The sequence below is a fragment of the Klebsiella sp. AqSCr genome (assembly GCF_008452795.1).
GTDB classification, from domain to species: domain Bacteria; phylum Pseudomonadota; class Gammaproteobacteria; order Enterobacterales; family Enterobacteriaceae; genus Klebsiella; species Klebsiella pneumoniae.
Genome location: NZ_MJDM01000005.1, coordinates 2,444,169 through 2,465,761, shown reverse-complemented (window position 1 = coordinate 2,465,761; position 21,593 = coordinate 2,444,169). Strand labels below are relative to the sequence as shown.

Annotated in this window: 24 protein-coding genes and 1 other RNA gene; 10 read left to right on the top strand and 15 right to left on the bottom strand. The window is 55.6% G+C overall.

The features are described 5' to 3' along the window. Positions 1-107: 107 nt before the first annotated feature. Positions 108-1,679, bottom strand: a complete 1,572-nt coding sequence (gene garD / locus BHE81_RS16080; RefSeq protein WP_002917960.1) for a galactarate dehydratase — start codon at positions 1,677-1,679, stop codon at positions 108-110. A 392-nt stretch (positions 1,680-2,071) separates the two neighbouring features. Between garD and BHE81_RS16070 the strand changes: the two genes are divergently transcribed. From BHE81_RS16070 to rnpB, 5 genes are all read left to right on the top strand, one after another. Beyond that, positions 2,072-3,403 (top strand): MFS transporter, encoded by a 1,332-nt coding sequence (locus BHE81_RS16070; RefSeq protein WP_004149911.1) that lies wholly within the window; start codon positions 2,072-2,074, stop codon positions 3,401-3,403. A 26-nt stretch (positions 3,404-3,429) separates the two neighbouring features. After that, positions 3,430-4,200, top strand: coding sequence for a 2-dehydro-3-deoxyglucarate aldolase (garL, locus tag BHE81_RS16065; protein ID WP_004144873.1), 771 nt, complete (start codon positions 3,430-3,432; stop codon positions 4,198-4,200). Positions 4,201-4,226: 26 nt separating this feature from the next. After that, complete coding sequence (gene garR / locus BHE81_RS16060; RefSeq protein WP_002917952.1) at positions 4,227-5,117, top strand: 2-hydroxy-3-oxopropionate reductase; 891 nt, start codon at positions 4,227-4,229, stop codon at positions 5,115-5,117. 64 nt (positions 5,118-5,181) lie between these two features. Then, the gene (garK, locus tag BHE81_RS16055) at positions 5,182-6,327 is read left to right on the top strand and encodes a glycerate 2-kinase (RefSeq protein WP_023342595.1); all 1,146 of its coding nucleotides are present in this window, start codon (positions 5,182-5,184) and stop codon (positions 6,325-6,327) included. A 32-nt stretch (positions 6,328-6,359) separates the two neighbouring features. Then, positions 6,360-6,742: RNase P RNA component class A (gene rnpB, locus BHE81_RS16050), an RNA gene on the top strand. Between the two features lie 113 nt (positions 6,743-6,855). On the opposite strand, the gene BHE81_RS16045 is transcribed toward rnpB, so the two are convergent. Further along, on the bottom strand, positions 6,856-7,320 hold the full coding sequence (locus BHE81_RS16045) for an OB-fold putative lipoprotein (RefSeq protein ID WP_004150939.1): 465 nt from the start codon (positions 7,318-7,320) through the stop codon (positions 6,856-6,858). 307 nt (positions 7,321-7,627) lie between these two features. Between BHE81_RS16045 and BHE81_RS16040 the strand changes: the two genes are divergently transcribed. Then, positions 7,628-8,038 carry a Spy/CpxP family protein refolding chaperone gene (locus tag BHE81_RS16040; RefSeq protein WP_004149907.1) on the top strand — a complete coding sequence of 137 codons (411 nt, stop codon included), beginning with the start codon at positions 7,628-7,630 and terminating at the stop codon, positions 8,036-8,038. Positions 8,039-8,111: 73 nt separating this feature from the next. Here the strand turns inward: BHE81_RS16040 and BHE81_RS28275 are convergent, their stop codons facing one another. Together BHE81_RS28275 and BHE81_RS16035 are read right to left on the bottom strand one after the other, a co-directional pair. Continuing rightward, positions 8,112-8,279, bottom strand: coding sequence for a hypothetical protein (locus BHE81_RS28275; RefSeq protein WP_002917926.1), 168 nt, complete (start codon positions 8,277-8,279; stop codon positions 8,112-8,114). A gap of 24 nt (positions 8,280-8,303) precedes the next feature. Continuing rightward, positions 8,304-9,005: a pirin family protein gene (locus BHE81_RS16035; protein WP_002917925.1), complete on the bottom strand. Its 702-nt coding sequence runs from the start codon at positions 9,003-9,005 to the stop codon at positions 8,304-8,306. Positions 9,006-9,109: 104 nt separating this feature from the next. Here BHE81_RS16035 and BHE81_RS16030 point away from each other — a divergent pair, with 104 nt between their 5' ends. Then, positions 9,110-10,006 (top strand): LysR family transcriptional regulator, encoded by an 897-nt coding sequence (locus tag BHE81_RS16030; RefSeq protein WP_004144865.1) that lies wholly within the window; start codon positions 9,110-9,112, stop codon positions 10,004-10,006. A 41-nt stretch (positions 10,007-10,047) separates the two neighbouring features. On the opposite strand, the gene BHE81_RS16025 is transcribed toward BHE81_RS16030, so the two are convergent. The 11 genes from BHE81_RS16025 to BHE81_RS15975 form a co-directional block, all read right to left on the bottom strand. Then, positions 10,048-10,416, bottom strand: a complete 369-nt coding sequence (locus BHE81_RS16025; protein WP_002917923.1) for a DUF805 domain-containing protein — start codon at positions 10,414-10,416, stop codon at positions 10,048-10,050. A 126-nt stretch (positions 10,417-10,542) separates the two neighbouring features. Continuing rightward, positions 10,543-11,529, bottom strand: a complete 987-nt coding sequence (locus BHE81_RS16020; RefSeq protein WP_002917922.1) for a glutathione S-transferase family protein — start codon at positions 11,527-11,529, stop codon at positions 10,543-10,545. An 80-nt stretch (positions 11,530-11,609) separates the two neighbouring features. Further along, positions 11,610-12,002, bottom strand: a complete 393-nt coding sequence (locus BHE81_RS16015; RefSeq protein WP_002917920.1) for a DoxX family protein — start codon at positions 12,000-12,002, stop codon at positions 11,610-11,612. A 345-nt stretch (positions 12,003-12,347) separates the two neighbouring features. Beyond that, the gene (locus tag BHE81_RS16010; protein WP_002917918.1) at positions 12,348-12,644 is read right to left on the bottom strand and encodes a YqjK-like family protein; all 297 of its coding nucleotides are present in this window, start codon (positions 12,642-12,644) and stop codon (positions 12,348-12,350) included. Further along, positions 12,641-13,039 (bottom strand): phage holin family protein, encoded by a 399-nt coding sequence (locus tag BHE81_RS16005; RefSeq protein ID WP_002917917.1) that lies wholly within the window; start codon positions 13,037-13,039, stop codon positions 12,641-12,643. Before BHE81_RS16005 ends, BHE81_RS16010 begins: the two co-directional genes overlap by 4 nt. Before the next feature lie 2 nt (positions 13,040-13,041). Continuing rightward, positions 13,042-13,347: a DUF883 family protein gene (locus BHE81_RS16000; protein WP_002917916.1), complete on the bottom strand. Its 306-nt coding sequence runs from the start codon at positions 13,345-13,347 to the stop codon at positions 13,042-13,044. A gap of 45 nt (positions 13,348-13,392) precedes the next feature. After that, entirely contained in the window at positions 13,393-13,761 is a 369-nt protein-coding gene (locus BHE81_RS15995) for a DUF1090 domain-containing protein (RefSeq protein ID WP_004144860.1), read from the bottom strand. 149 nt (positions 13,762-13,910) lie between these two features. Next, on the bottom strand, positions 13,911-14,288 hold the full coding sequence (gene mzrA, locus BHE81_RS15990) for an EnvZ/OmpR regulon moderator MzrA (RefSeq protein WP_004218213.1): 378 nt from the start codon (positions 14,286-14,288) through the stop codon (positions 13,911-13,913). 8 nt (positions 14,289-14,296) lie between these two features. After that, positions 14,297-14,959 (bottom strand): DedA family general envelope maintenance protein YqjA, encoded by a 663-nt coding sequence (gene yqjA / locus BHE81_RS15985; protein ID WP_002917909.1) that lies wholly within the window; start codon positions 14,957-14,959, stop codon positions 14,297-14,299. Positions 14,960-15,299: 340 nt separating this feature from the next. Next, on the bottom strand, positions 15,300-16,076 hold the full coding sequence (gene exuR, locus BHE81_RS15980; RefSeq protein ID WP_002917907.1) for a transcriptional regulator ExuR: 777 nt from the start codon (positions 16,074-16,076) through the stop codon (positions 15,300-15,302). Positions 16,077-16,203: 127 nt separating this feature from the next. Continuing rightward, positions 16,204-17,505 (bottom strand): MFS transporter, encoded by a 1,302-nt coding sequence (locus BHE81_RS15975; RefSeq protein ID WP_002917905.1) that lies wholly within the window; start codon positions 17,503-17,505, stop codon positions 16,204-16,206. Positions 17,506-17,985: 480 nt separating this feature from the next. On the opposite strand from BHE81_RS15975, the gene uxaC reads away from it, so the two are divergent. The 3 genes from uxaC (at position 17,986) to BHE81_RS15960 (ending at position 21,588) form a co-directional block, all read left to right on the top strand. Continuing rightward, complete coding sequence (uxaC, locus tag BHE81_RS15970; protein WP_110246558.1) at positions 17,986-19,398, top strand: glucuronate isomerase; 1,413 nt, start codon at positions 17,986-17,988, stop codon at positions 19,396-19,398. A gap of 18 nt (positions 19,399-19,416) precedes the next feature. Continuing rightward, complete coding sequence (locus BHE81_RS15965; protein ID WP_002917898.1) at positions 19,417-20,904, top strand: UxaA family hydrolase; 1,488 nt, start codon at positions 19,417-19,419, stop codon at positions 20,902-20,904. 129 nt (positions 20,905-21,033) lie between these two features. After that, positions 21,034-21,588 (top strand): YgjV family protein, encoded by a 555-nt coding sequence (locus BHE81_RS15960; RefSeq protein ID WP_002917897.1) that lies wholly within the window; start codon positions 21,034-21,036, stop codon positions 21,586-21,588. The last annotated feature ends 5 nt before the right edge of the window (positions 21,589-21,593 follow it).

The window sequence follows — 21,593 nt, the reverse complement described above, 5'->3', positions numbered from 1 at the left end:
AAATGTCGGAAGAAAAGGGCAGAATCGCTTTTCTTGCCGCCCAGCATCCCTAACCAACAAGCCCGGATAGATCCGGGCTAAAAGTGGTTAAATCCTTACGCTCTCGATCAGGTTACCGGCGCCGGGTTAAATACCGCCAGCTGGTTGTGCAGGCCCCATTGATCGGAGAAGGTTTTTTTGCGTCCGCTGGCGACGTCGAGAATAAATTCGAACAGCTTCCGCCCGACATCCTCAATCGTCTCTTCGCCAGTGGCGATGGTCCCGGCGTTAATGTCCATTAAGTCATACCAGCGGTTGGCCAGCTCGGTACGGGTCGCCATTTTTATCACCGGTACCGCCATCAGTCCGTACGGCGTACCGCGACCGGTGGTGAATACCTGCACCGTGATGCCAGAGGCTACCTGCTGGGTGCCGCAGACAAAATCGCTGGCGGGGGTTGCGGCGTAAATGAGGCCGCGTTTGGTCGGACGCTGCCCCGGAGAGAGCACCTCAACGATGGCGCTTTTCCCTGATTTGGCAATCGACCCCAGCGCTTTTTCCACCACGTTGGCCAGACCGCCTTTCTTGTTGCCGGGGGAGGGGTTGGCGCTGCGGTCGGTTTTGCCCATATCAAGATAGTTATCGTACCAGGCCATCTCTTCCAGCAGACGTTTACCGACCTCTTCGTTAATCGCCCGCGGCGTCAACAGATGAATGGCGTCGCGTACTTCGGTCACTTCTGAGAACATCACCGTCGCGCCGCAGCGCACCAGCAGGTCGGACGCGTAACCTACCGCCGGGTTGGCGGTCACGCCTGAAAAGGCGTCGCTGCCGCCGCACTGCATCCCGACCACCAGCTCAGAGGCCGGGCAGGTTTCCCGCTGGCGCTGGTTCAGTTTCGCCAGGTGGCGCTCGGCGACCTGCAGAATGTCATCGACCATCGATTTAAAACCAACATGCTTTTCATCCTGCAGGCTGACGATGCTGGCGCTGTCCACCGGGATACTTTTGACGTCTTCCGTGCCCTGCAGCAGGCGTTCCGGCTGCAGCTTCTCACAGCCGAGGCCAATGACCATCACCTCGCCGCCGAAGTTTGGGTTGAGGGCGATATTATGAATGGTGCGAATCGGCACTACCGCCGCCGGCGCATTAATCGCCACGCCGCAGCCGTAGAGATGATTCAGGCCCACCACGCCATCGACGTTGGGATAGTTTGGCAGCAGGTCGCGTTCAATGATTTTCACCACGTAATCGACCACGCCAGCGACGCAGTGCACGCTGGTGGTAATACCCAGCAGATTCTTGGTACCCACGCTGCCGTCAGCATTGCGGTAGCCTTCGAAGGTGTAACCTTCCAGCGGCGGTAGCGGTTCAGGCACTTTAGTGGCCAGCGGCAGGGTATTCAGCGGCGGGGCGGTGGGCAGCTCCACCAGCGACTCGTCAATCCAGCTTCCCTGCGGGATATCGCGTACGGCATAGCCAATGACTTCGCCGTAGCGGATGATTTCACCATGGGCGGGGATATCCACCAGGGCAACTTTGTGACCCTGCGGGATATGCTCGACGAGCGTCAGGCCGTCCGGGAAACGCGTTCCGGCGGTTAAGCCGCGATCGTTGACAATAATCGCCACATTATCTGTCGGGTCAACTTTAATATAAAACGCGGTCGGCGATTGTTGTCGAATTGCAATGTCAGCCATTGTCCAGTCATCTCCAAACAGGTGCTAATAATAAAATAAAACGTTAATTCATTTGCTACGTATCAGTATGATGGAATAAAGGATGTCAGCTGAGTTGATTTTAAAATGTGATCGGCATCACTCCTTTTTATGACGCTAACCTCTGCAGGGCAGGCAATCGTAAGAAGTGTGGATTAGCGCCCATGACTTATGGCATAAGCACAATTATGGCTTTAAATAATAACTTTATATTGTGGGTATGCATAGTGTCTGGCGGGGGCGTGCTGATTATACTGAGTCATGTTTTTGAGGTGATCGATATGCGAATAGACAGTTTCAATATCGTCTTTTAAATAAATCAGAAGCCACTTAAAACAATTATAAAAGGTGTTCTGTGCCCGAGGAATGTCTAAATGATTCTGGATTCTACATTAGATGAAAAAAAAGGAATACCGACCCGCTATTTAATTCTGTTGATGATATTTGTGGTGACGGCAGTGAACTATGGCGACCGCGCGACCTTGTCTATCGCCGGTACTGAAGTTGCGAAAGAGCTGGGGCTCAGCGCGGTGTCGATGGGATACATTTTTTCCGCCTTCGGCTGGGCTTATCTGCTGATGCAGATCCCTGGCGGCTGGCTGCTGGATAAATTTGGCTCGAAAAAGGTTTATTCATACAGTCTGTTTTTCTGGTCACTGTTTACCTTCCTGCAAGGCTTTATTGATGTGTTCCCGCTCGCCTGGGCCGGGGTCTCCATGTTCTTTATGCGTTTTATGCTGGGCTTTTCCGAAGCGCCCTCGTTTCCCGCCAACGCCCGCATTGTGGCGGCCTGGTTTCCGGCCAAAGAGCGGGGTACGGCTTCAGCTATCTTTAATGCCGCTCAGTACTTCTCGCTGGCTCTGTTCTCGCCGCTGCTCGGCTGGCTGACCTTCGCGCTGGGCTGGGAACATGTCTTTACCGTGATGGGGATAATAGGGTTTGTGCTCACCATCATCTGGGTGAAGTTTGTGCATAACCCCACCGATCATCCGCGAATGTCCGCCGCGGAGCTGAAATATATCTCAGAAGGCGGCGCAGTGGTCGATATGGACCATAAAAAAGAGGCCACCCCGGCGGCCGGGCCGAAGATGGACTATATCCGCCAGTTGCTGACTAACCGAATGATGTTAGGCGTATTTTTCGGTCAGTATTTCCTGAATACCATTACATGGTTCTTCCTGACGTGGTTTCCGATCTACCTCGTGCAGGACAAGGGAATGTCGATTCTGAAAGTGGGGTTTGTGGCTTCGATTCCGGCGCTGTTTGGCTTTGCTGGCGGCGTACTGGGCGGGCTGTTTTCGGATTATCTGATTGGCCGCGGCTGCACGCTGACTTTTGCGCGTAAGCTGCCCATTGTGCTGGGAATGCTGCTGGCGTCGTCCATCATCCTGTGTAACTACACGGCCAGCACGCCGCTGGTCATTACGCTGATGGCGCTGGCGTTCTTTGGCAAAGGCTTTGGCGCGCTGGGCTGGCCGGTCATCTCGGATGTCGCGCCGAAGGAGATTGTTGGCCTGTGCGGCGGGGTATTCAACGTCTTTGGCAATGTGGCCTCGATCGCCACGCCGCTGGTTATTGGCTACATCGTGAGCGAACTGCACTCATTTAATGGCGCACTGATTTTTGTTGGCGGCTCCGCGCTGATGATGATGGTCTGCTACCTGTTTGTGGTTGGCGATATCAAACGTATGGAATTGCAGAAGTAAGCAACGATTAACGCAAGGTAAAAATCATGGATAACGCAATTTTTCCGAACAAATTTAAGGCCGCGCTGGCGGCGCATCAGGTGCAGATTGGCTGCTGGTGCGCTTTGGCTAACCCGATTAGCACCGAGGTGCTGGGTCTGGCGGGGTTCGACTGGCTGGTGCTGGATGCGGAACACGCGCCAAACGACGTCACCACGCTCATTCCGCAGCTGATGGCCCTGAAAGGTAGCTCCAGCGCGCAGGTAGTCCGTGTGCCGACCAATGAACCCATCATCATCAAGCGCATGCTGGACATCGGCTTCTATAACTTCCTGGTGCCGTTTGTCGAGACGGCTGAACAGGCGGCGCAGGCGGTGGCTTCGACCCGTTATCCGCCGGAAGGGATCCGCGGGGTCTCCGTTTCCCACCGCGGCAATATGTTTGGCACCGTGCCGGACTACTTCGCCCAGTCCAACAAGAACATTTCCATTCTGGTGCAGATTGAGAGCCAGACCGGAGTGGACAACGTCGAGGCGATTGCCGCGACCGAGGGCGTGGACGGTGTGTTTGTCGGCCCGAGCGACCTGGCCGCCGCCTTAGGCCATTTGGGCAATGCCTCCCATCCTGAGGTGCAGCGCGCTATCCAACATATCTTCGCCAGCGCGAAGAAGCACGGTAAGCCAAGCGGCATTCTGGCGCCAGTGGAAGCCGATGCGCGCCGCTATCTGGAATGGGGCGCGACCTTCGTCGCCGTTGGCAGCGATCTGGGCGTCTTCCGTTCTGCAACCCAGAAACTTGCCGACGCGTTTAAAAAATAATCACCAGGATGAAGAGAGAGAACATTATGACAATCAAAGTAGGTTTTATCGGTCTTGGCATTATGGGCAAACCGATGAGCAAAAATTTGCTGAAAGCGGGTTACTCGCTGGTGGTGTCTGACCGTAACCCGGAAGCGATTGCCGACGTGATCGCCGCTGGCGCTGAGACCGCGACGACGCCGAAAGCGATTGCCGAACAGTGCGAGGTGATCATCACCATGCTGCCGAACTCTCCGCATGTTAAAGAGGTGGCGCTGGGTGAAAACGGCATTATTGAAGGGGCGAAACCGGGCACCGTGGTGATCGATATGAGCTCCATTGCGCCGCTGGCGAGTCGGGAAATCAGCGAAGCGCTGAAAGCCAAAGGTATTGATATGCTGGATGCGCCGGTGAGCGGCGGCGAACCGAAAGCCATCGACGGCACGCTGTCGGTCATGGTCGGCGGCGATAAAGCGATCTTCGATAAATACTACGATCTGATGAAAGCGATGGCCGGCTCCGTAGTGCATACCGGCGATATTGGCGCGGGCAACGTCACCAAACTGGCTAACCAGGTGATTGTCGCGCTGAACATCGCGGCGATGTCTGAAGCGCTGACCCTGGCGACTAAAGCCGGCGTCAATCCGGATCTGGTTTATCAGGCTATTCGCGGCGGTCTGGCGGGCAGTACCGTGCTGGATGCCAAAGCCCCGATGGTGATGGACCGTAACTTCAAACCGGGTTTCCGTATCGACCTGCATATTAAAGATCTGGCCAATGCGTTGGATACCTCACACGGCGTGGGCGCCCAACTGCCGCTGACGGCGGCGGTGATGGAGATGATGCAGGCGCTGCGCGCGGACGGTCTCGGCACTGCAGACCATAGCGCGCTGGCGTGCTATTACGAAAAACTGGCGAAAGTGGAAGTCACTCGCTAACAAGAAGGGCGCCCTGCGCGCCCTGTTATGCTTGCCTTGCGCGGCACTGTCAGGCTACAAAATTATGAAAATCGTCATTGCCCCAGACTCTTACAAAGAAAGCCTTTCTGCCAGCGAGGTAGCTCAGGCGATAGAAAAAGGATTTCGGGAAATTTTCCCTGATGCACAGTATGTTTCCCTGCCCGTCGCCGACGGCGGCGAGGGGACGGTGGAAGCCATGATTGCCGCCACGCAGGGAAAGGAACATTTCGCATGGGTAACGGGTCCGCTGGGTGAGAGAGTGAAGGCCTGCTGGGGCATGTCCGGCGACGGCGTCACCGCGTTTATTGAGATGGCGGCAGCCAGCGGTCTGGGGCTCGTTCCGCCCGACAAACGTAACCCGCTCATCACCACTTCACGGGGTACCGGGGAGCTAATATTACAGGCGCTGGAGCATGGTGCGGAACGGATCATTATCGGCATCGGCGGTAGTGCGACCAACGACGGTGGGGCGGGTATGATGCAGGCGCTAGGCGCCCGCCTCTGTGACGCCGAGGGACAAGAGATCGGCCATGGCGGGGGCAGTTTGAGCCGTCTGAGCCGGATCGATCTTTCCGCCATCGATCCGCGCTTACGTGACAGGATGATCCACGTGGCCTGCGATGTTACCAATCCGCTGGTGGGCGAGCGTGGGGCGTCGCGGATCTTTGGCCCACAGAAAGGGGCGACCGAGGCGATGATCGTCGAGCTGGATCGTAATCTGGCGCATTATGCCGACGTCATTAAGACGTCGCTGCAGGTGGACGTGAAGTCGATCCCCGGCGCGGGAGCGGCCGGCGGCATGGGCGCGGCGCTGATGGCCTTTCTCAATGCGGAGCTGCGCAGCGGGATTGAGATCGTTACCGAGGCGCTGAAGCTGGAAGAGCAGATCCATGACTGCTCACTGGTGGTCACCGGGGAAGGGCGGCTCGATAGCCAGTCTGTTCACGGTAAGGTGCCGGTGGGGGTGGCCCAGGTGGCGAAGAAATACCGTAAGCCGGTGATCGGTATTGCTGGCAGCCTGACTCACGATGTCGGCGTGGTTCACCAGCACGGTATCGATGCCGTATTCAGCGTGTTAACTTCCGTTTCGACGCTGGAAGAGGCATTTCGCGGGGCGTTTGATAATATTTACCGCGCGTCGCGTAATATTGCTGCCACCCTGCAGGTTGGGATGACCACTGAGGGATGACAACGGGCGGTAAACCCTCTATACTGCGCGCCGAAGCTGACCAGACAGTCGCCGCTTCGTCGTCGTCCTCCTTCGGGGGGAGACGGGCGGAGGGGAGGAAAGTCCGGGCTCCATAGGGCAAGGTGCCAGGTAACGCCTGGGGGGTGTCACAGCCCACGACCAGTGCAACAGAGAGCAAACCGCCGATGGCCCGCGCAAGCGGGATCAGGTAAGGGTGAAAGGGTGCGGTAAGAGCGCACCGCGCGGCTGGTAACAGTCCGCGGCACGGTAAACTCCACCCGGAGCAAGGCCAAATAGGGGTTCATAAGGTACGGCCCGTACTGAACCCGGGTAGGCTGCTTGAGCCAGTGAGCGATTGCTGGCCTAGATGAATGACTGTCCACGACAGAACCCGGCTTATCGGTCAGTTTCACCTTTTACGCAAAAACCCCGCTCCGGCGGGGTTTTTGCTATTCGAATAGCGGAGAAAGGATGAATGACTGTCCACGACGCTATACCAAAAGAACGCGGCTTATCTGTCAGCTACCGTTATTTAACCACCTTAGGATTCTGTAGCGTCGGGATCGTGGAATCTTGCACCTGATGAACCTGGCCGACGATCGTAGCGACGCTGCCGTTGCTTAAAGCCTCTACGTCTGCGCTGTTATGCGAGCCAAAATTAAAGGTAAGACGTTTATCCGTTTTATTCTGTTCATCTCGCATGGTCACGATAAAATAGTAGCTGCCGGCGATACCGCTCTTCCGACGAATGTCGACAATCACCCCGCGTACCTTGACCCATTTACCCAGATAATCGCTGCTGGCCTTCGCCGGGTTGAGAGTAAACGGCTGCAGGAACTGAGCCACTGAATACGTCTGCATCGAAGCGACGGCGTCATCTCCGGGTTGAAATAATTTGTCTCCCGCGGAATAAAAGGCTTTAGAAGCCAGGCCGCAGCCGCTTAACAGCGAGATGACAAAAACCAGCGGTAATACGCGAAAACGTAATAACATCTCAATTTCCTTATCTATTTTTAAATGATATCCTTGATGCGCTGGATAACGTAATATGCGCTAATTAAATTAAAGGAAAAGTCACCACTGTCAAATATTTTGCCTGCTGTTGAAATTAAAATAAAACCTGGTGATGTTAGGGCGTCAACTATATAAGTTAACACGGTATTCATATTTTATATGTTTTAGTGAAGTATATTAGTGCTGTGGATATATATAATGTTTGGCTATCATTTTTTACATTTATTCACTGCGCCCTGTAAAATAATAATCCGCTATTTCTGCCACCTTTACTTCAGGAAAAAAAATGAAATTGATAACCCGTATTGCCTTTGCCACGCTGTTGACCACCGGTTTCTCTATCACGGCTCAGGCCGCAGACGTTAAGGCGGCGCCAGCACCGGCGCAGGATCCTATTGTTCAGCACTTAAAACTTACCAACGATCAGGTCGCGAAAATTAAAAGCCTGCATCAGCAGTTGGAGAGTAATGTCCAGCAGATTTCCCAACAGGAAATTAAAGACGGGGCTCTGATAAACGTAATTGATTCCGGTAAATGGGATGAAAAAGCGGTCAACGATCAGCTGGCGGCCTTCAGCAAGATTGATCAGCAGGTGCGTTATTACCGCGTGAAGTACTATTTTGAGGTGAATAAGGTACTGACGCCGGAGCAGCGCACGCAGGTGAAAAAAGATCTTGCCGACGCGCTGAGTGAATAATGCCATCGGCCCCTCGCGGGGCCGATATCTTCTTCAGGCCATTAATGAAAATCAACCCAGCCATTTTGCCGTTTCAGGCGAGACTTTCTTCATCCCGCAGGCGGATCTCCGCTTCGGCAACAATGGCTTCCAGTTCGCTAAGCATCTCATCATAACCAAAGCTGGCGGCCCCGGCGACTTGCGGTTGCACCGGGGCTAACGGCGTTGGTGACGCCTTTTTTCTGTTTTTCTTCTTACTCACTGACAGACTCCATCACTTCCGTTGTTACACCGGTAAATCTATCAGCAAAGCGCGCAGCGGCGTATCGGCGACGAGGGTAATGTTAGCTTCGTCACGAATAAATGCGCCGTCACCGCAGGTGAGAGCCTGCTTTTGCTGTTCCTGTGCGACGGCATGGACGGAGCCGTGAATCGACTGCAGGTAGGCGCGTGGACCATGTAATTGCACGTTGATCTGCTCACCTTTCTCCAGCGCGATATGGTAGACCCAGGCCTGTTGGCGAAGCTGGAGGCTGTTATCCCCGCCCTCCGGAGAGGCCAGCAGCTGCAGCGTCGCGTCTGCGACATTGATTTTCTGCTGCAGCGGGTTTTCCCGCTGCGGGCAGGCATCAAGCCAAAGTTGCATTCGCGTTAACGACTGCTCTTTACTCAGATTATGCTCGCTATAGCTCACGCCAGGCTGGGTGGCGATCAGCAGCGCTTCACCGGCTTTGGCCTGCACGTGGTTGCCGTCGCTGTCGCGATACTCCGCTTCGCCTTCCAGAATCAGGTTCAGGATATCGACTTTTGGGTACGTTCTGGCCTGGAAGGAAGCGCCGGGCGCCAGCACTTCCTGGTTGAGGACGCGCAAGGATGCGAAGCCCAGTAATTTCGGGTCGAAGTAGTGGCCAAAGGAGAAGGTGTAGCGGGCCTGCAGCCAGCCGAAGTCTGCTTGTCCGCATTGTTTGGCTGTTCGGGTAGTAATCATGTTCTTGACCTCTCTTTACACTAAATCAATGGTAAAGGTATGGACGCTGTATTGTTAGCCAGATATTCTGCCCGGTATGTTCAAATTTCCTGAATGAGAAAGCGATGGCCAAAGAGAGAGCATTAACGCTGGAAGCGTTACGCGTGATGGATGCGATCGACCGGCGCGGAAGCTTCGCTGCCGCGGCTGATGAGCTGGGACGCGTGCCTTCCGCCCTGAGCTACACCATGCAAAAACTGGAGGAGGAACTGGACGTGGTGCTGTTTGACCGCTCAGGTCATCGCACGAAGTTCACTAACGTTGGAAGAATGCTGCTGGAGCGCGGGCGCGTGCTGCTTGAAGCGGCGGATAAACTCACCACCGATGCTGAAGCCCTGTCGCGTGGTTGGGAAACCCACCTGACGATCGTTACCGAAGCGCTGGTGCCCACTCCGGATCTGTTTCCGCTGATTGAGAAACTGGCGACTAAATCAAACACCCAGCTGTCGATTATCACTGAGGTGCTGGCCGGCGCCTGGGAGCGGCTGGAGCAGGGGCGGGCGGATATCGTTGTCGCACCGGATATGCATTTTCGTTCCTCTTCGGAGATTAACTCGCGCAAACTCTATTCGGTGCTCAGTGTGTACGTCGCGGCGCCGGATCACCCGATCCATCAGGAGCCGGAGCCGCTCTCTGAGGTTACCCGCGTGAAATACCGCGGCGTCGCGGTGGCGGATACCGCGCGCGAGCGGCCCGTCCTCACCGTTCAACTGCTGGATAAACAGCCGCGTTTAACGGTGAGTACGATAGAAGATAAACGTCAGGCGCTACTGGCCGGACTGGGCGTGGCGACTATGCCCTATCCGCTGGTGGAGAAGGATATTGCCGAAGGTCGCCTGCGGGTCGTCAGCCCGGAATACACCAATGAAATTGACATTATCATGGCCTGGCGACGGGACAGTATGGGCGAAGCGAAGTCCTGGTGTCTGCGTGAGATCCCCAAGCTGTTTGCCGGCAGATAGTGATGAAGACGCTCCTCCCGCTAGCGGGAGGAGCAGGAAGATTAGTAGGAAAAGGGTTTCGGATCGGGCCCGAAGCGATTATTGCCTTCGGTGCCGCGCTGGCAGTTAAAGATCAGGATCACCAGCCAGCCGATGACCGGGATCAACAGCAGCAATAGCCACCAGGCCGAACGATCGGTGTCATGCAGACGGCGAAATTGCACCGCCCACCACGGTAAAAAGACCAGTACGCCATAGATAGTGGTCAGAATGCCTTCGCCGCCAGCCCGCTGCCAGCCCAGCATTTTATCGATGATGCTCAATACGCCGGTCAGGATGAGGTTGACCAGAATAAACATCCAGTACTCTTTGCGCCGCGCACGGCCGCCAAATCCTATATAGTTTTTTAATACCTTGAGATACCAGTCCATTTCTACGCCTCAATTAACCGTCAATCACTTGTTTTTTAAGCGATCGCAATAAGAATAGACGTGAATGAATGGTGGGTAAATATCTGTTTTCTGAATTATTGGGCGCCATCACTGGCGCCCGACAGATCAACGGAAGCGCTGATCGCGACCGTGCGGTTCGTTGAGATCCTGCTGCGGCCCAATGGAAATAATACCGGTAGGGTTAATGGTTTTATGGCTGCGGTAATAGTGGTGACGGATATGCGGAAAACTCACCGTCTCGGCGATACCCGGCATCTGGTAGATGTCGCGCAGGAAACCATACAGATTGAGGTAATCACTGATGCGCCGTTTATCGCATTTAAAATGGGTCACATATACCGGGTCGAAGCGTACCAGCGTTGTCCACAGGCGAATGTCGGCTTCCGTTAGCTGATTGCCCGTCAGATAGCGATGCTGGCCGAGGATCTGCTCCAGCCGCTCCAGCGAGGTAAAGACCGCATCCACCGCTTCGTCGTAAGCTTGCTGGCTGGTGGCAAAGCCGGCTTTATACACGCCGTTGTTGACGTTGTCATAGATCCAGCCGTTCAGCTCATCGATTTGTTCCCGCAGCGCTGGCGGGTAGTAATCCCCGGCCCGGGCGCCAAGGCCATCGAAGGCGGTATTAAACATGCGGATGATTTCTGCCGACTCATTGCTGACGATGGTCTGCTGTTTTTTATCCCACAGCACCGGCACGGTCACGCGTCCGGTGTAGTGCGGGTCGGCGTGCAGATACAGCTGATAAAGAAAGTCATGCTGGTAGAGGGTATCGCCGGTGGCTTCCGGGAAGCTATCGTCAAAGGTCCAGCCGTTTTCCAGCATCAGCGGATTGACCACGGATACGGGGAGAAAAGGCTCCAGACCTTTTAATTTACGCATAATTAACGTGCGATGCGCCCACGGGCAGGCGAGAGAAACATACAAATGATAGCGATCCTTTTCCGCTGCAAAACCGCCTTCACCGCTGGGGCCAGCCGCGCCGTCGGCGGTCAGCCAGTTACGGAAGGCGGAAACGGAACGTTTAAAACGCCCACCGGTGGATTTTGTGTCATACCAGGTATCCTGCCAGACGCCGTCGACTAATTGTCCCATCTTTGCTCCTCCTTCAGACTACAGATAGCAAAAGCGAGGAGTGGTCTCCTCGCTTTTTTCATTCATTCAGTATAGTGCGCTTACCATTTCTTATTCAGTACACGGTCAATACTGAAGGCGCCCGGTCCGGTAATGGCCAGCAGCAGGTAACCGCCCGCAATGGTCAGGTTTTTCATGAACATCAGGGAGTTCACGCCTTCCGCAAAGTTGCTATGGAACAGGAACGCGGTCAGCAGCGTAAAGCCCGCAGTGAACAGCGCGGTGGTCCGGGTCAGGAAACCGAACAGAATCGCCAGACCGCCGCCGAACTCAAGGAGGATGGTCAGCGGCAGCAGCGCGCCCGGGACGCCCATGGCTTCCATATACTGCTGGGTTCCCGCATAACCGGTGATTTTGCCCCATCCTGCAGTGATAAACAGAATCGGCATCAGAATACGCGCTACCAATACACCAACATCTTCTAATTTTTTCATTTGTTACTCCAGAAAACCCAAAGGGCGGCGGTTTTGTTTTTTAGTGCAATCCCGCGTAGTTACGCGGTGTTGCTGTCGATGGAGAGGATAGTAGCGAGGCGGAGAGGGAATTGTTAGCAAGGAAAACTGTAGATCTATTTCAAAGTTTCTGAGCAATCAGTACGAGGAGGCGAAAGTGTACCGAACGCGATGGGCCACCACCGGTCCTGGTATGGCGTGAGGTAAAGGGCGTCGTAGAGAAGGGCGCGCTACGGAAAAGGCGCATGTTGCTGCGAACAGGGTGCGGTAACGGACAGGGAAATGGCAGAGCGTGGGCGCCAGGGAAAGCGCTCACGCTCAGGGCCGCTAGCGAACTGCCGACTGGCGCAGGATCCCGCGCACCAGGCGCCAGGTGCTCCACAGTCCGAGTCCGCGTTTGGTCCAGCGCATTAAAAAATGCGGATGTCGTACGGACCATACGGCCATCAGACCGCTGCCAACCATCAGCCACGAACGTAAACTCAGCAGCGTATGCCAGCCGCGGTCGAGGGGCGCAGTCGCCTCGTGCCAGTGACGGCGGCAGGCGCTGAGCTCCAGCCGTTGCTGCTGGATCTGGCGCAGCAGCTGCGTCTTTTGCCGTTCACGCTCCTGTCGGCCATTCACGATTTATCCTCCTCCAGAAGGGCACGGTCGTTCTCCAGCTCTTTACGCGTTAGACGCAGCAGCGTGGAGCGGCGCGCCTTACGTAGGGTTAGGATACCCACGATCGCGGCGGCAAGGAGCAGCACAACGGTGGTGGCGATCATCACGTGCAGGCGGTACTGAGCGTCAACGGCCCAGATAACCAGCACCAGCAGACTCATGAGGCCAAACGCGGCAAACAGCAGCGTCAGTCCGGTCATGATCAGCAGCTGGAAGAGGTTGGCTTTCTCCTCCTCCAGCTCCACGACGACCAGACGCAGCCGCGTTTCCACCATTTCGACCAGCAGCGTGACGATGCGCTGACCAATGGAGAAAACGCGCTGACCCGGTCCCTGCGTGTGTTGAGTATTCGCCATAATCAGCGACGCGACAGCAGGACACCCAGCACCAGCCCGACGGCGGCGCCAATTCCTACCCCAGTCCACGGATTTTCGCGAACATAATCATCCGCTCGCGCGGCGGTCTCACGAGTTTGACGAAGAATCGCTTCGCTGGTTTCACCCAAACGAGCGCGGCTCTCTTTCAGCGCGCTCTCGGCTTTACTGCGCAGTTTACCCATCTCTTCTTTCGACTTGTCCGCCGAGGAATTTAGTACTTCCTCCAGGGTATCCGCCAGCGTTTTCAGTTCTGCACGAAGGTCGTCAGTCACATTCTCTTTAGCCATGTCGTTCTCCTGTAGCGTGGTCCGTGTTGCGAAAGTTAATGGTGATTAGTAATCCCGAGACTCCAGCGTTTTTAACTCCTGTTGCGCTTCATTGAGTTTATGCTGGCGTTTGTTAATTTTGTCCGCATCGCCTTTCTTCCGGGCTTCCTGCAGATCGCGCTGACGTTCAGCGATCTCTTCCCGCTGTTTGGCAATTTTTTGCTGATGATCGGCTTTGAGTTTACTGTCGCTACAGTTTTCCCGAACCTGACGTAGCGCGGTATTTAGCCCATCAATGCGACTTTGATTATGATGCTTTTCGGCGTAGCTGATCTCTCGTTGAATATCCTGCTCTTTTTCCTGGCAGGGAGAGGCGGCTAGGGCGCTGGCGCTAAGTGAAGTCAGGACCAGAAGCAGAGCGATGCGGTGTTTCATGGATAGTACCTTCCATTGTCTGAGGGGATACCCGGAGGATATACCCGTTCCCGTTGGTGAACGTGAATGCGTTGATTCCCGCAGGTTTAAGCATAGTAACAAATGCGGGAAACCACCAGACTGGGTTAAAAACGCAGTCTGGCGGCAGCTTACCCGAGGCGATGCGGCGCGTCGCGCAGGCGGGATAGCCAGGCGGTGGGCGAGTTATCGTCCTCCAGAAGGGCAATAATATAACCATGTGGCAGAGCGCGGCCGAGAACTTCTTTCGCCGCCGCGCCCTGGGCGGTGGAATCGAACTTAATCAGCAGACCATCCTTCTGTGGCGTGATGCTTTTAAAGCGGATGCCGTTGGCATCGAGATGATGCCAGACGGAGAAACCGTCCGGCATTCCGATACCCTGGCCAACCGGGCGTATCGCCAGCGTGGCCTCCTGCTGCTGCACCGCCAGCCAAAGCCAGAACAGGGCGCCGAGCAGAAGAGAACCACCCAGCAGCCAGCTGAACTGGCGCAGGGAAGGGCGTTTCATGACCATCATTAGCCCCGGCTTCTGTATTTTTTCTTCCACAGCACCACCAGCGAGCCGATCAGTCCGAAGACCAACAGGGCAACCGGCAGGAGCATCAGGCAGGACATCAGCTGATCTTCATACTTGAGGAATACCGGGGTTTTACCCAGCAGATAGCCAAGCGAGGTCAGGATGAGCACCCACAGCAGGCCGCTCATCCAGTTGAAAAACTGAAAACGGGCGTTATTAAGGCCGGAAAGCCCGGCGATGGTGGGCAGCAGCGTGCGTACGAAGGCGATAAAGCGGCCGATCAGCAGCGCGGAGAGCCCATGCTTATGAAACAAGTGATGCGCACGCTGGTGATAGTGCGAAGGCAGGTGTGACAGCCAGTTTTGCACGATCCGCGTATTACCCAGCCAACGCCCCTGAATATAGCTTAGCCAGCAGCCGAGGCTGGCGGCGGCGGTGAGCAGCAGCAAGGTTTCCGGAAAACCCATCGCCCCTTTGGCGATCAGCACGCCCACGAGCACGAGCAGACTATCCCCCGGTAAAAACGCGGCAGGCAATAACCCGTTCTCAAGGAACAAAATCATAAACAAGACAAAATACAGCATGCCTATCATGGAGGGATTCGCGAGCGTTTCGTAATCCTGAGCCCACAAGGCATTCAATAACTGGGTAAATAGTTCCATTCACGATTCCTGGTACATCGGTTAACGGCACGTCTGAGCGCGCGGCATATAGGGCGACAAGATTTTTATGAGATTATGGTCGCTGCTTAGGCGCTCTGAACGCTTCCCTGTATAAGACTGAAGTAAGTAAATACCTACCCCCAGAACGACAAAATGCATCTAATTGTAACAAATCACCTGACTTTCCGTCAGAGAAATTGCAAGGTGTTGCTCGTTGATTTTGCTGATTGCGGAGATGGGTGGCGAGAGGATTTACACAGGCTGACACTATATATGACTTGCTTACTCCAGCCTCACTGTCAGACAGGCGCGCAGGGGGGCGCGCCGGAGGGATAAGGCCTTATTTCGCGCCGTTGACTGCGGTATCGAGATGAACGACTGGGTTTTCGGCAAATAAGTAGCGATCGGCATTAAATTCAAAGTCATCGCTGGTTTCGTTGAACAACATTTGCTTGGTATTTTCCAGATGCTGCCACATCGCCAGCTTGGCGGCGTTGGGATCTTTTCGCAGCAGAGCTTTCAGGATCTGATCGTGGTCGTCGCACCAGTTATCGACCGTACGCAGGTCGATATGCTCATGCAGCTTTTTCCAGTAGGGGTTATGCACGCGCTGGGTCCACATCTTTTCCACGATCGCCGCCAGCGCGCTGTTCTGCGTCGCCAGCGCCACCTGGACGTGAAACTGCAGGTCCCACTCGGAGTCGCGGAAACATTTCTCGTTACGCGCTTTCTCCTGAATCTCCATCAGCTTCATGATGTCCTGTTTGGTCACCTGAGTCGCCGCGAATTCGGCAATATTGCTTTCAATTAGCTGCCGCGCCTGCAGCAGTTCAAAGGGGCCATAGTTGGCGAACTCAAGGCTTTCATCAGCCACCTGCTGGTATTTCGGATGGTTGGAGATAACGTGGATACCCGACCCTTTGCGGACTTCGACATACCCTTCCACTTCCAGCATGATAATGGCTTCACGAACCACGGTGCGGCTGACGTTTTTTTCATCGGCGATGAAGCGCTCGGCGGGCAGCTTATCCCCTACAAGGTAGACACCTTGTTCGATGCGCGTCTTCAGCTCAGCGGCAAGCTGCTGATATAGACGGCGTGGTTCAATGATTTCCATATTCGCTCCCGGAAGATGGCGACAATATTCGATTTGTTATACCACTTTTACGCGCTTTCCACCACTGGCAGGCATGAAAAAGCCGCCTGAGAAGGCGGCTTGATCGGCGATTACCTTGCCATTCGATCTAACTCTGCGTGACCGGTTTGCGGCTGCTAAGCGGCGTCGAGTCATCGTCAGCCGGTTTGTTTTTCAGCACCGTCCAGATAACCAGCGCGCCCAGCAGGTCAAAGACGGCCAGTACCGCAAACAGCGGGCTAAAGCCGATGGTGTCTGCCAGCGCGCCGACGACCAGGGCGAACATGGTGCTCGCCAGCCAGGCGGCCATCCCGGTCAGACCGTTGGCGGTAGCGACTTCGTTACGGCCAAAGACGTCGGAAGAGAGGGTAATCAGCGCCCCGGACAGCGCCTGGTGAGCGAACCCGCCGATGCACAGCAGGGCAATCGCCACGTACGGGCTGGTGAACAGGCCGATCATCCCCGGGCCAATCATCAGCAGGGCGCCCATGGTGACCACCATTTTACGCGACACGATCAGGTTGACGCCAAACCAGCGCTGGAACAGCGGCGGCAGATATCCGCCGACGATGCAGCCGAGGTCGGCGAACAGCATCGGCATCCAGGCGAACATGGCGATCTCTTTCAGGTTAAAACCGTAAACTTTGAACATGAACAGCGGGATCCAGGCGTTAAAGGTCCCCCAGGCCGGCTCGGCGAGGAAGCGCGGCAGGGCGATACCCCAGAACTGACGGTTGCGCAGGATTTGCCACGGCGACATTTTCTTCGCGTTATTGGTCTGATGCTGAGACTCCTGACCGCCAATGATGTAGTCACGTTCTTCGTCAGATAATTTTTTCTGGTCGCGCGGGTGTTTGTAGAAGATAAGCCAGGCGATGGCCCAGGCGAAGCTCAATACCCCGGAGATGATGAACGCCATCTGCCAGCTGTGCATGACAATCGCCCACACCACCAACGGCGGCGCGATCATGGCGCCAATAGAGGAACCCACGTTGAAGTAGCCCACCGCGATAGAGCGCTCTTTTGCCGGGAACCACTCTGAGCTGGCCTTCAGGCCGGCGGGGATCATTGCGGCTTCCGCTGCGCCGACTGCGCCACGGGCCAGCGCCAGTCCACCCCAGCTGCCGGCCAGCGCCGTTGAGCCGCAGAATACCGCCCAGGCGATGGCGAAGAAGGCATAGCCAATTTTGGTCCCCAGAATATCAAGGACATACCCCGCGACGGGCTGCATAACGGTATAGGCAGCGGAATAGGCTGCAATGATATAGGAGTACTGTTGGGTCGAAATGTGTAACTCTTCCATCAGCGTCGGCGCGGCCGCCGCTACGGTGTTACGGGTCAGGTAGCCCAGCACGGTGCCCAGCGTCACCAGCGCGATCATGTACCAACGTAACCCTTTAATTTTACGCATGTAAACCTCATCGTCTGTTATCTTTCCGCATCATGTGCGGCCTTTACCGAGCGCAATAAGCGGCCGGGAAAGCGAAACGGAGGATTCAGGAGGGTAGTCCCCTCTGGCCTGAACCTTACCATCAGTTGTTATGTTGAAAGTCGGTATCCATTCCGTATAAGCCGATGCCATAAGCACCGGTAATGCATTCCGTCGGTTTATATGTTGCGACGGCAGAAAGATAACTTGTCATACAACTTTAAAAGTTGAGAGCTGTCACAAAAGTGGGAAAGTTAGTGTGGTCTTTATCCCTTGCCTGGAAAGCCAGAGATGGCGCGCTCTGGCGAGGTGTTTTGCTCCAGGGCGGTCATTTTTTTATCGACGTTTATTGATCTAACTCACGAAAAACAGTTCGGTCTGTAGAAATTGGTGTGATAACTTTGTCAGCATTGTAGTCAATCATCTGAAAGGCTCCCGCACTGGAGCGAAGAGGACACGCGAATGACATCGTTTATGACTGAAGATTTTCTACTTGATACCGAGTTTGCCCGCCGTCTGTACCATGATTACGCCAAAGATCAGCCGATTTTCGACTACCACTGCCACCTTCCGCCGCAGCAGGTTGCCGAAAACTATCGCTTTAAAAACCTGTATGACATCTGGCTGAAAGGCGATCACTATAAATGGCGCGCAATGCGCACTAACGGCGTGCCGGAGCGTCTGTGTACCGGTGATGCGTCCGATCGCGAGAAATTTGACGCCTGGGCGGCCACGGTTCCGCACACTATTGGCAACCCGTTATACCACTGGACCCATTTAGAGCTGCGTCGACCTTTTGGTATTACAGGTAAGCTGTTGTCGCCATCCACCGCCGATGAGATCTGGGACCAGTGTAATGATTTGCTGTCTCAGGATGCCTTCTCCGCCCGCGGAATCATGAAACAGATGAATGTGAAGATGGTCGGTACCACCGACGATCCGATTGATTCTCTTGAGCACCACGCGGCTGTCGCCAAAGACAACTCCTTTGACATCAAAGTGCTGCCGAGCTGGCGCCCGGATAAAGACTTCAACATCGAGTTGGCGACCTTCAATGATTATATGGCTAAGCTGGGCGAGGTATCCGATACCGATATTCGCCGCTTCGCTGACCTGCAAAGCGCCCTGACCAAACGTCTGGATCATTTTGCCGCACACGGCTGCAAAGTCTCCGATCATGCGCTGGACGTGGTGCTGTTTGCCGAAGCGACCGACGCCGAGCTGGATGACATTCTGGCGCGCCGCCTGGCTGGCGAGACCCTTAGCGAACACGAAGTGGCGCAGTTCAAAACCGCGGTGCTGGTGTTCCTCGGCGCAGAGTATGCCCGTCGCGGCTGGGTCCAGCAGTACCACATTGGCGCGCTGCGTAACAACAACCTCCGTCAGTTCAAACTGTTAGGGCCAGACGTCGGCTTCGACTCGATCAACGATCGTCCGATGGCGGAAGAGCTGTCTAAGCTGCTGAGCAAGCAGAACGAAGAAAACCTGCTGCCGAAAACGATTCTCTACTGCCTGAACCCGCGTGATAACGAAGTGCTGGGCACCATGATCGGTAACTTCCAGGGTGAAGGCATGCCAGGCAAGATGCAGTTCGGCTCCGGCTGGTGGTTCAACGATCAGAAAGACGGTATGGAGCGGCAGATGACCCAGCTGGCGCAGCTCGGGCTGCTGAGCCGCTTCGTCGGGATGTTGACCGACAGTCGCAGCTTCCTCTCCTACACGCGTCACGAATACTTCCGCCGCATTCTGTGCCAGATGATCGGCCGTTGGGTGGCTGCCGGCGAAGCGCCTGCGGATATCGCGCTGCTGGGCGAGATGGTGAAAAACATTTGCTTTAACAATGCGCGTGACTATTTCGCCATTGAACTGAACTAAGGCCAGAGGTCGGTTGATATGCAATACATCAAAATCCATTCGCAGGATAACGTCGCGGTCGCGCTGACGGATATCGCTGCCGGTAGCGTGGTGACGATTGATAATGACTCGGTCACCCTCGGCCAGGATATCGTTCGCGGCCACAAGTTTGCACTGCGCGCTATCGCGAAAGGGGAAAACGTCGTTAAGTACGGATTGCCGATTGGCCATGCGCTGGCGGATATCGCGCCGGGCGAGCATGTTCATGCGCACAATACGCGCACCAATCTCAGCGACCTTGACGCGTATCGCTATCAACCGGACCTGGTTGCCCAACCGCCACAGCCTGCGGATCGCGAAGTACAGATTTATCGTCGCGCCAACGGTGACGTCGGCGTGCGCAATGAGCTGTGGATCCTGCCGACCGTCGGCTGCGTCAACGCGATGGCCAGACAAATGCAGAACCGTTTCCTGAAAGAGACGTATGGCGCTGAGGATATCGATGGGGTACATCTCTTCAGCCACACCTATGGCTGCTCGCAGCTTGGGGACGATCACATCAACACTCGCACCATGCTGCAAAATATGGTTCGTCACCCGAACGCCGGGGCGGTGCTGGTGGTTGGCCTTGGCTGTGAAAACAACCAGGTGGAGGCCTTTCGCGAGACGCTGGGCGAGTTTGACCCGCAGCGCGTGCACTTTATGGTTTGCCAGCATCAGGACGATGAAGTGGAGGCGGGGGTTGAGCATCTGCATCAGCTGTATGAAGTGATGCGTCAGGATAAACGCCAGCCGGGCAAGCTCAGCGAGCTGAAGTTTGGCCTCGAGTGCGGGGGATCGGACGGCCTGTCGGGCATTACCGCTAATCCGATGCTAGGCCGCTTCTCAGACTATGTGATCGCCAACGGCGGCACTACCGTGCTGACCGAAGTGCCGGAGATGTTCGGCGCTGAACAGTTGCTGATGAGCCACTGCCGCGACGAAGCGACCTTCGACAAGCTGGTGACCATGGTCAATGACTTTAAGCAGTACTTTATTGCTCACGACCAGCCTATTTACGAAAACCCCTCGCCGGGTAATAAGGCCGGAGGGATCACTACCCTCGAAGATAAGTCGCTGGGCTGTACTCAGAAAGCGGGCTCCAGCCAGGTGGTGGATGTTCTGCGCTACGGCGAGCGCCTGAAGGTTCATGGTCTGAATTTACTGAGCGCGCCGGGCAACGACGCGGTCGCCACCAGCGCGCTGGCCGGCGCCGGCTGCCATATGGTGCTGTTCAGCACCGGTCGCGGCACGCCGTACGGCGGCTTTGTGCCAACGGTGAAGATCGCCACCAACAGCGAGCTGGCGGCGAAGAAAAAGCACTGGATCGACTTTGATGCCGGGCAGCTGCTCCACGGCAAAACGATGCCGCAGCTGCTGGAAGAGTTTGTGGATGCCATTGTAGCCTTCGCCAACGGTAAACCGACCTGTAATGAGCAGAATGACTTCCGCGAGCTGGCCATCTTTAAAAGCGGTGTTACCCTGTAAAGGCGTATTTGCGTTGGCGCCCAGAGGCTTGGTTTGTGTATCGGCCTGATAGCGTAGCGCCATCGGGCTCGTAACAGCGGCGTTTCAGCCAGTGAAGCGCCGTTTGTTTTTTTCAGTCAGGGAGCTTACATGACCGCGTATTGGCTGGCCCAGGGGGTCGGCGTCATCGCCTTTCTTATCGGCATTACCACCTTTATCAACCGCGATGAACGCCGTTTCAGGCTACAGCTGGCGGTCTATAGCGCTATTATCGGCGTTCATTTTTTCCTGATGGGCGCCGGGCCGGCTGGAATGAGCGCCGGGCTCAATGCGCTTCGCACGGTCATTTCCTTACGCACCCGTAGTCTGTGGGTGATGACAGTCTTTATCCTCCTGACGTTGATTCTCGGCCTGGGTAAACTGCAGCATGCCATGGAGCTGCTGCCGATCATTGGCACCGTCGCCAGCACCTGGGCGCTGTTTCGCTGCAAAGGGCTAACCGTCCGCTGCGTGATGTGGTGCTCCACCGCCTGCTGGGTCACGCATAATCTGTGGTTGGGTTCCATTGGCGGGACGCTGATAGAAGGCAGTTTCCTGATCGTCAACGGGCTGAACATCATTCGCTTCCGCCGGATGCAAAAGCGCGGTATCGATCCGTTTAAGGTTGAAAACGCAGTACAGGAAGAGAGCCCCTCCGCCCGATAGCGGAG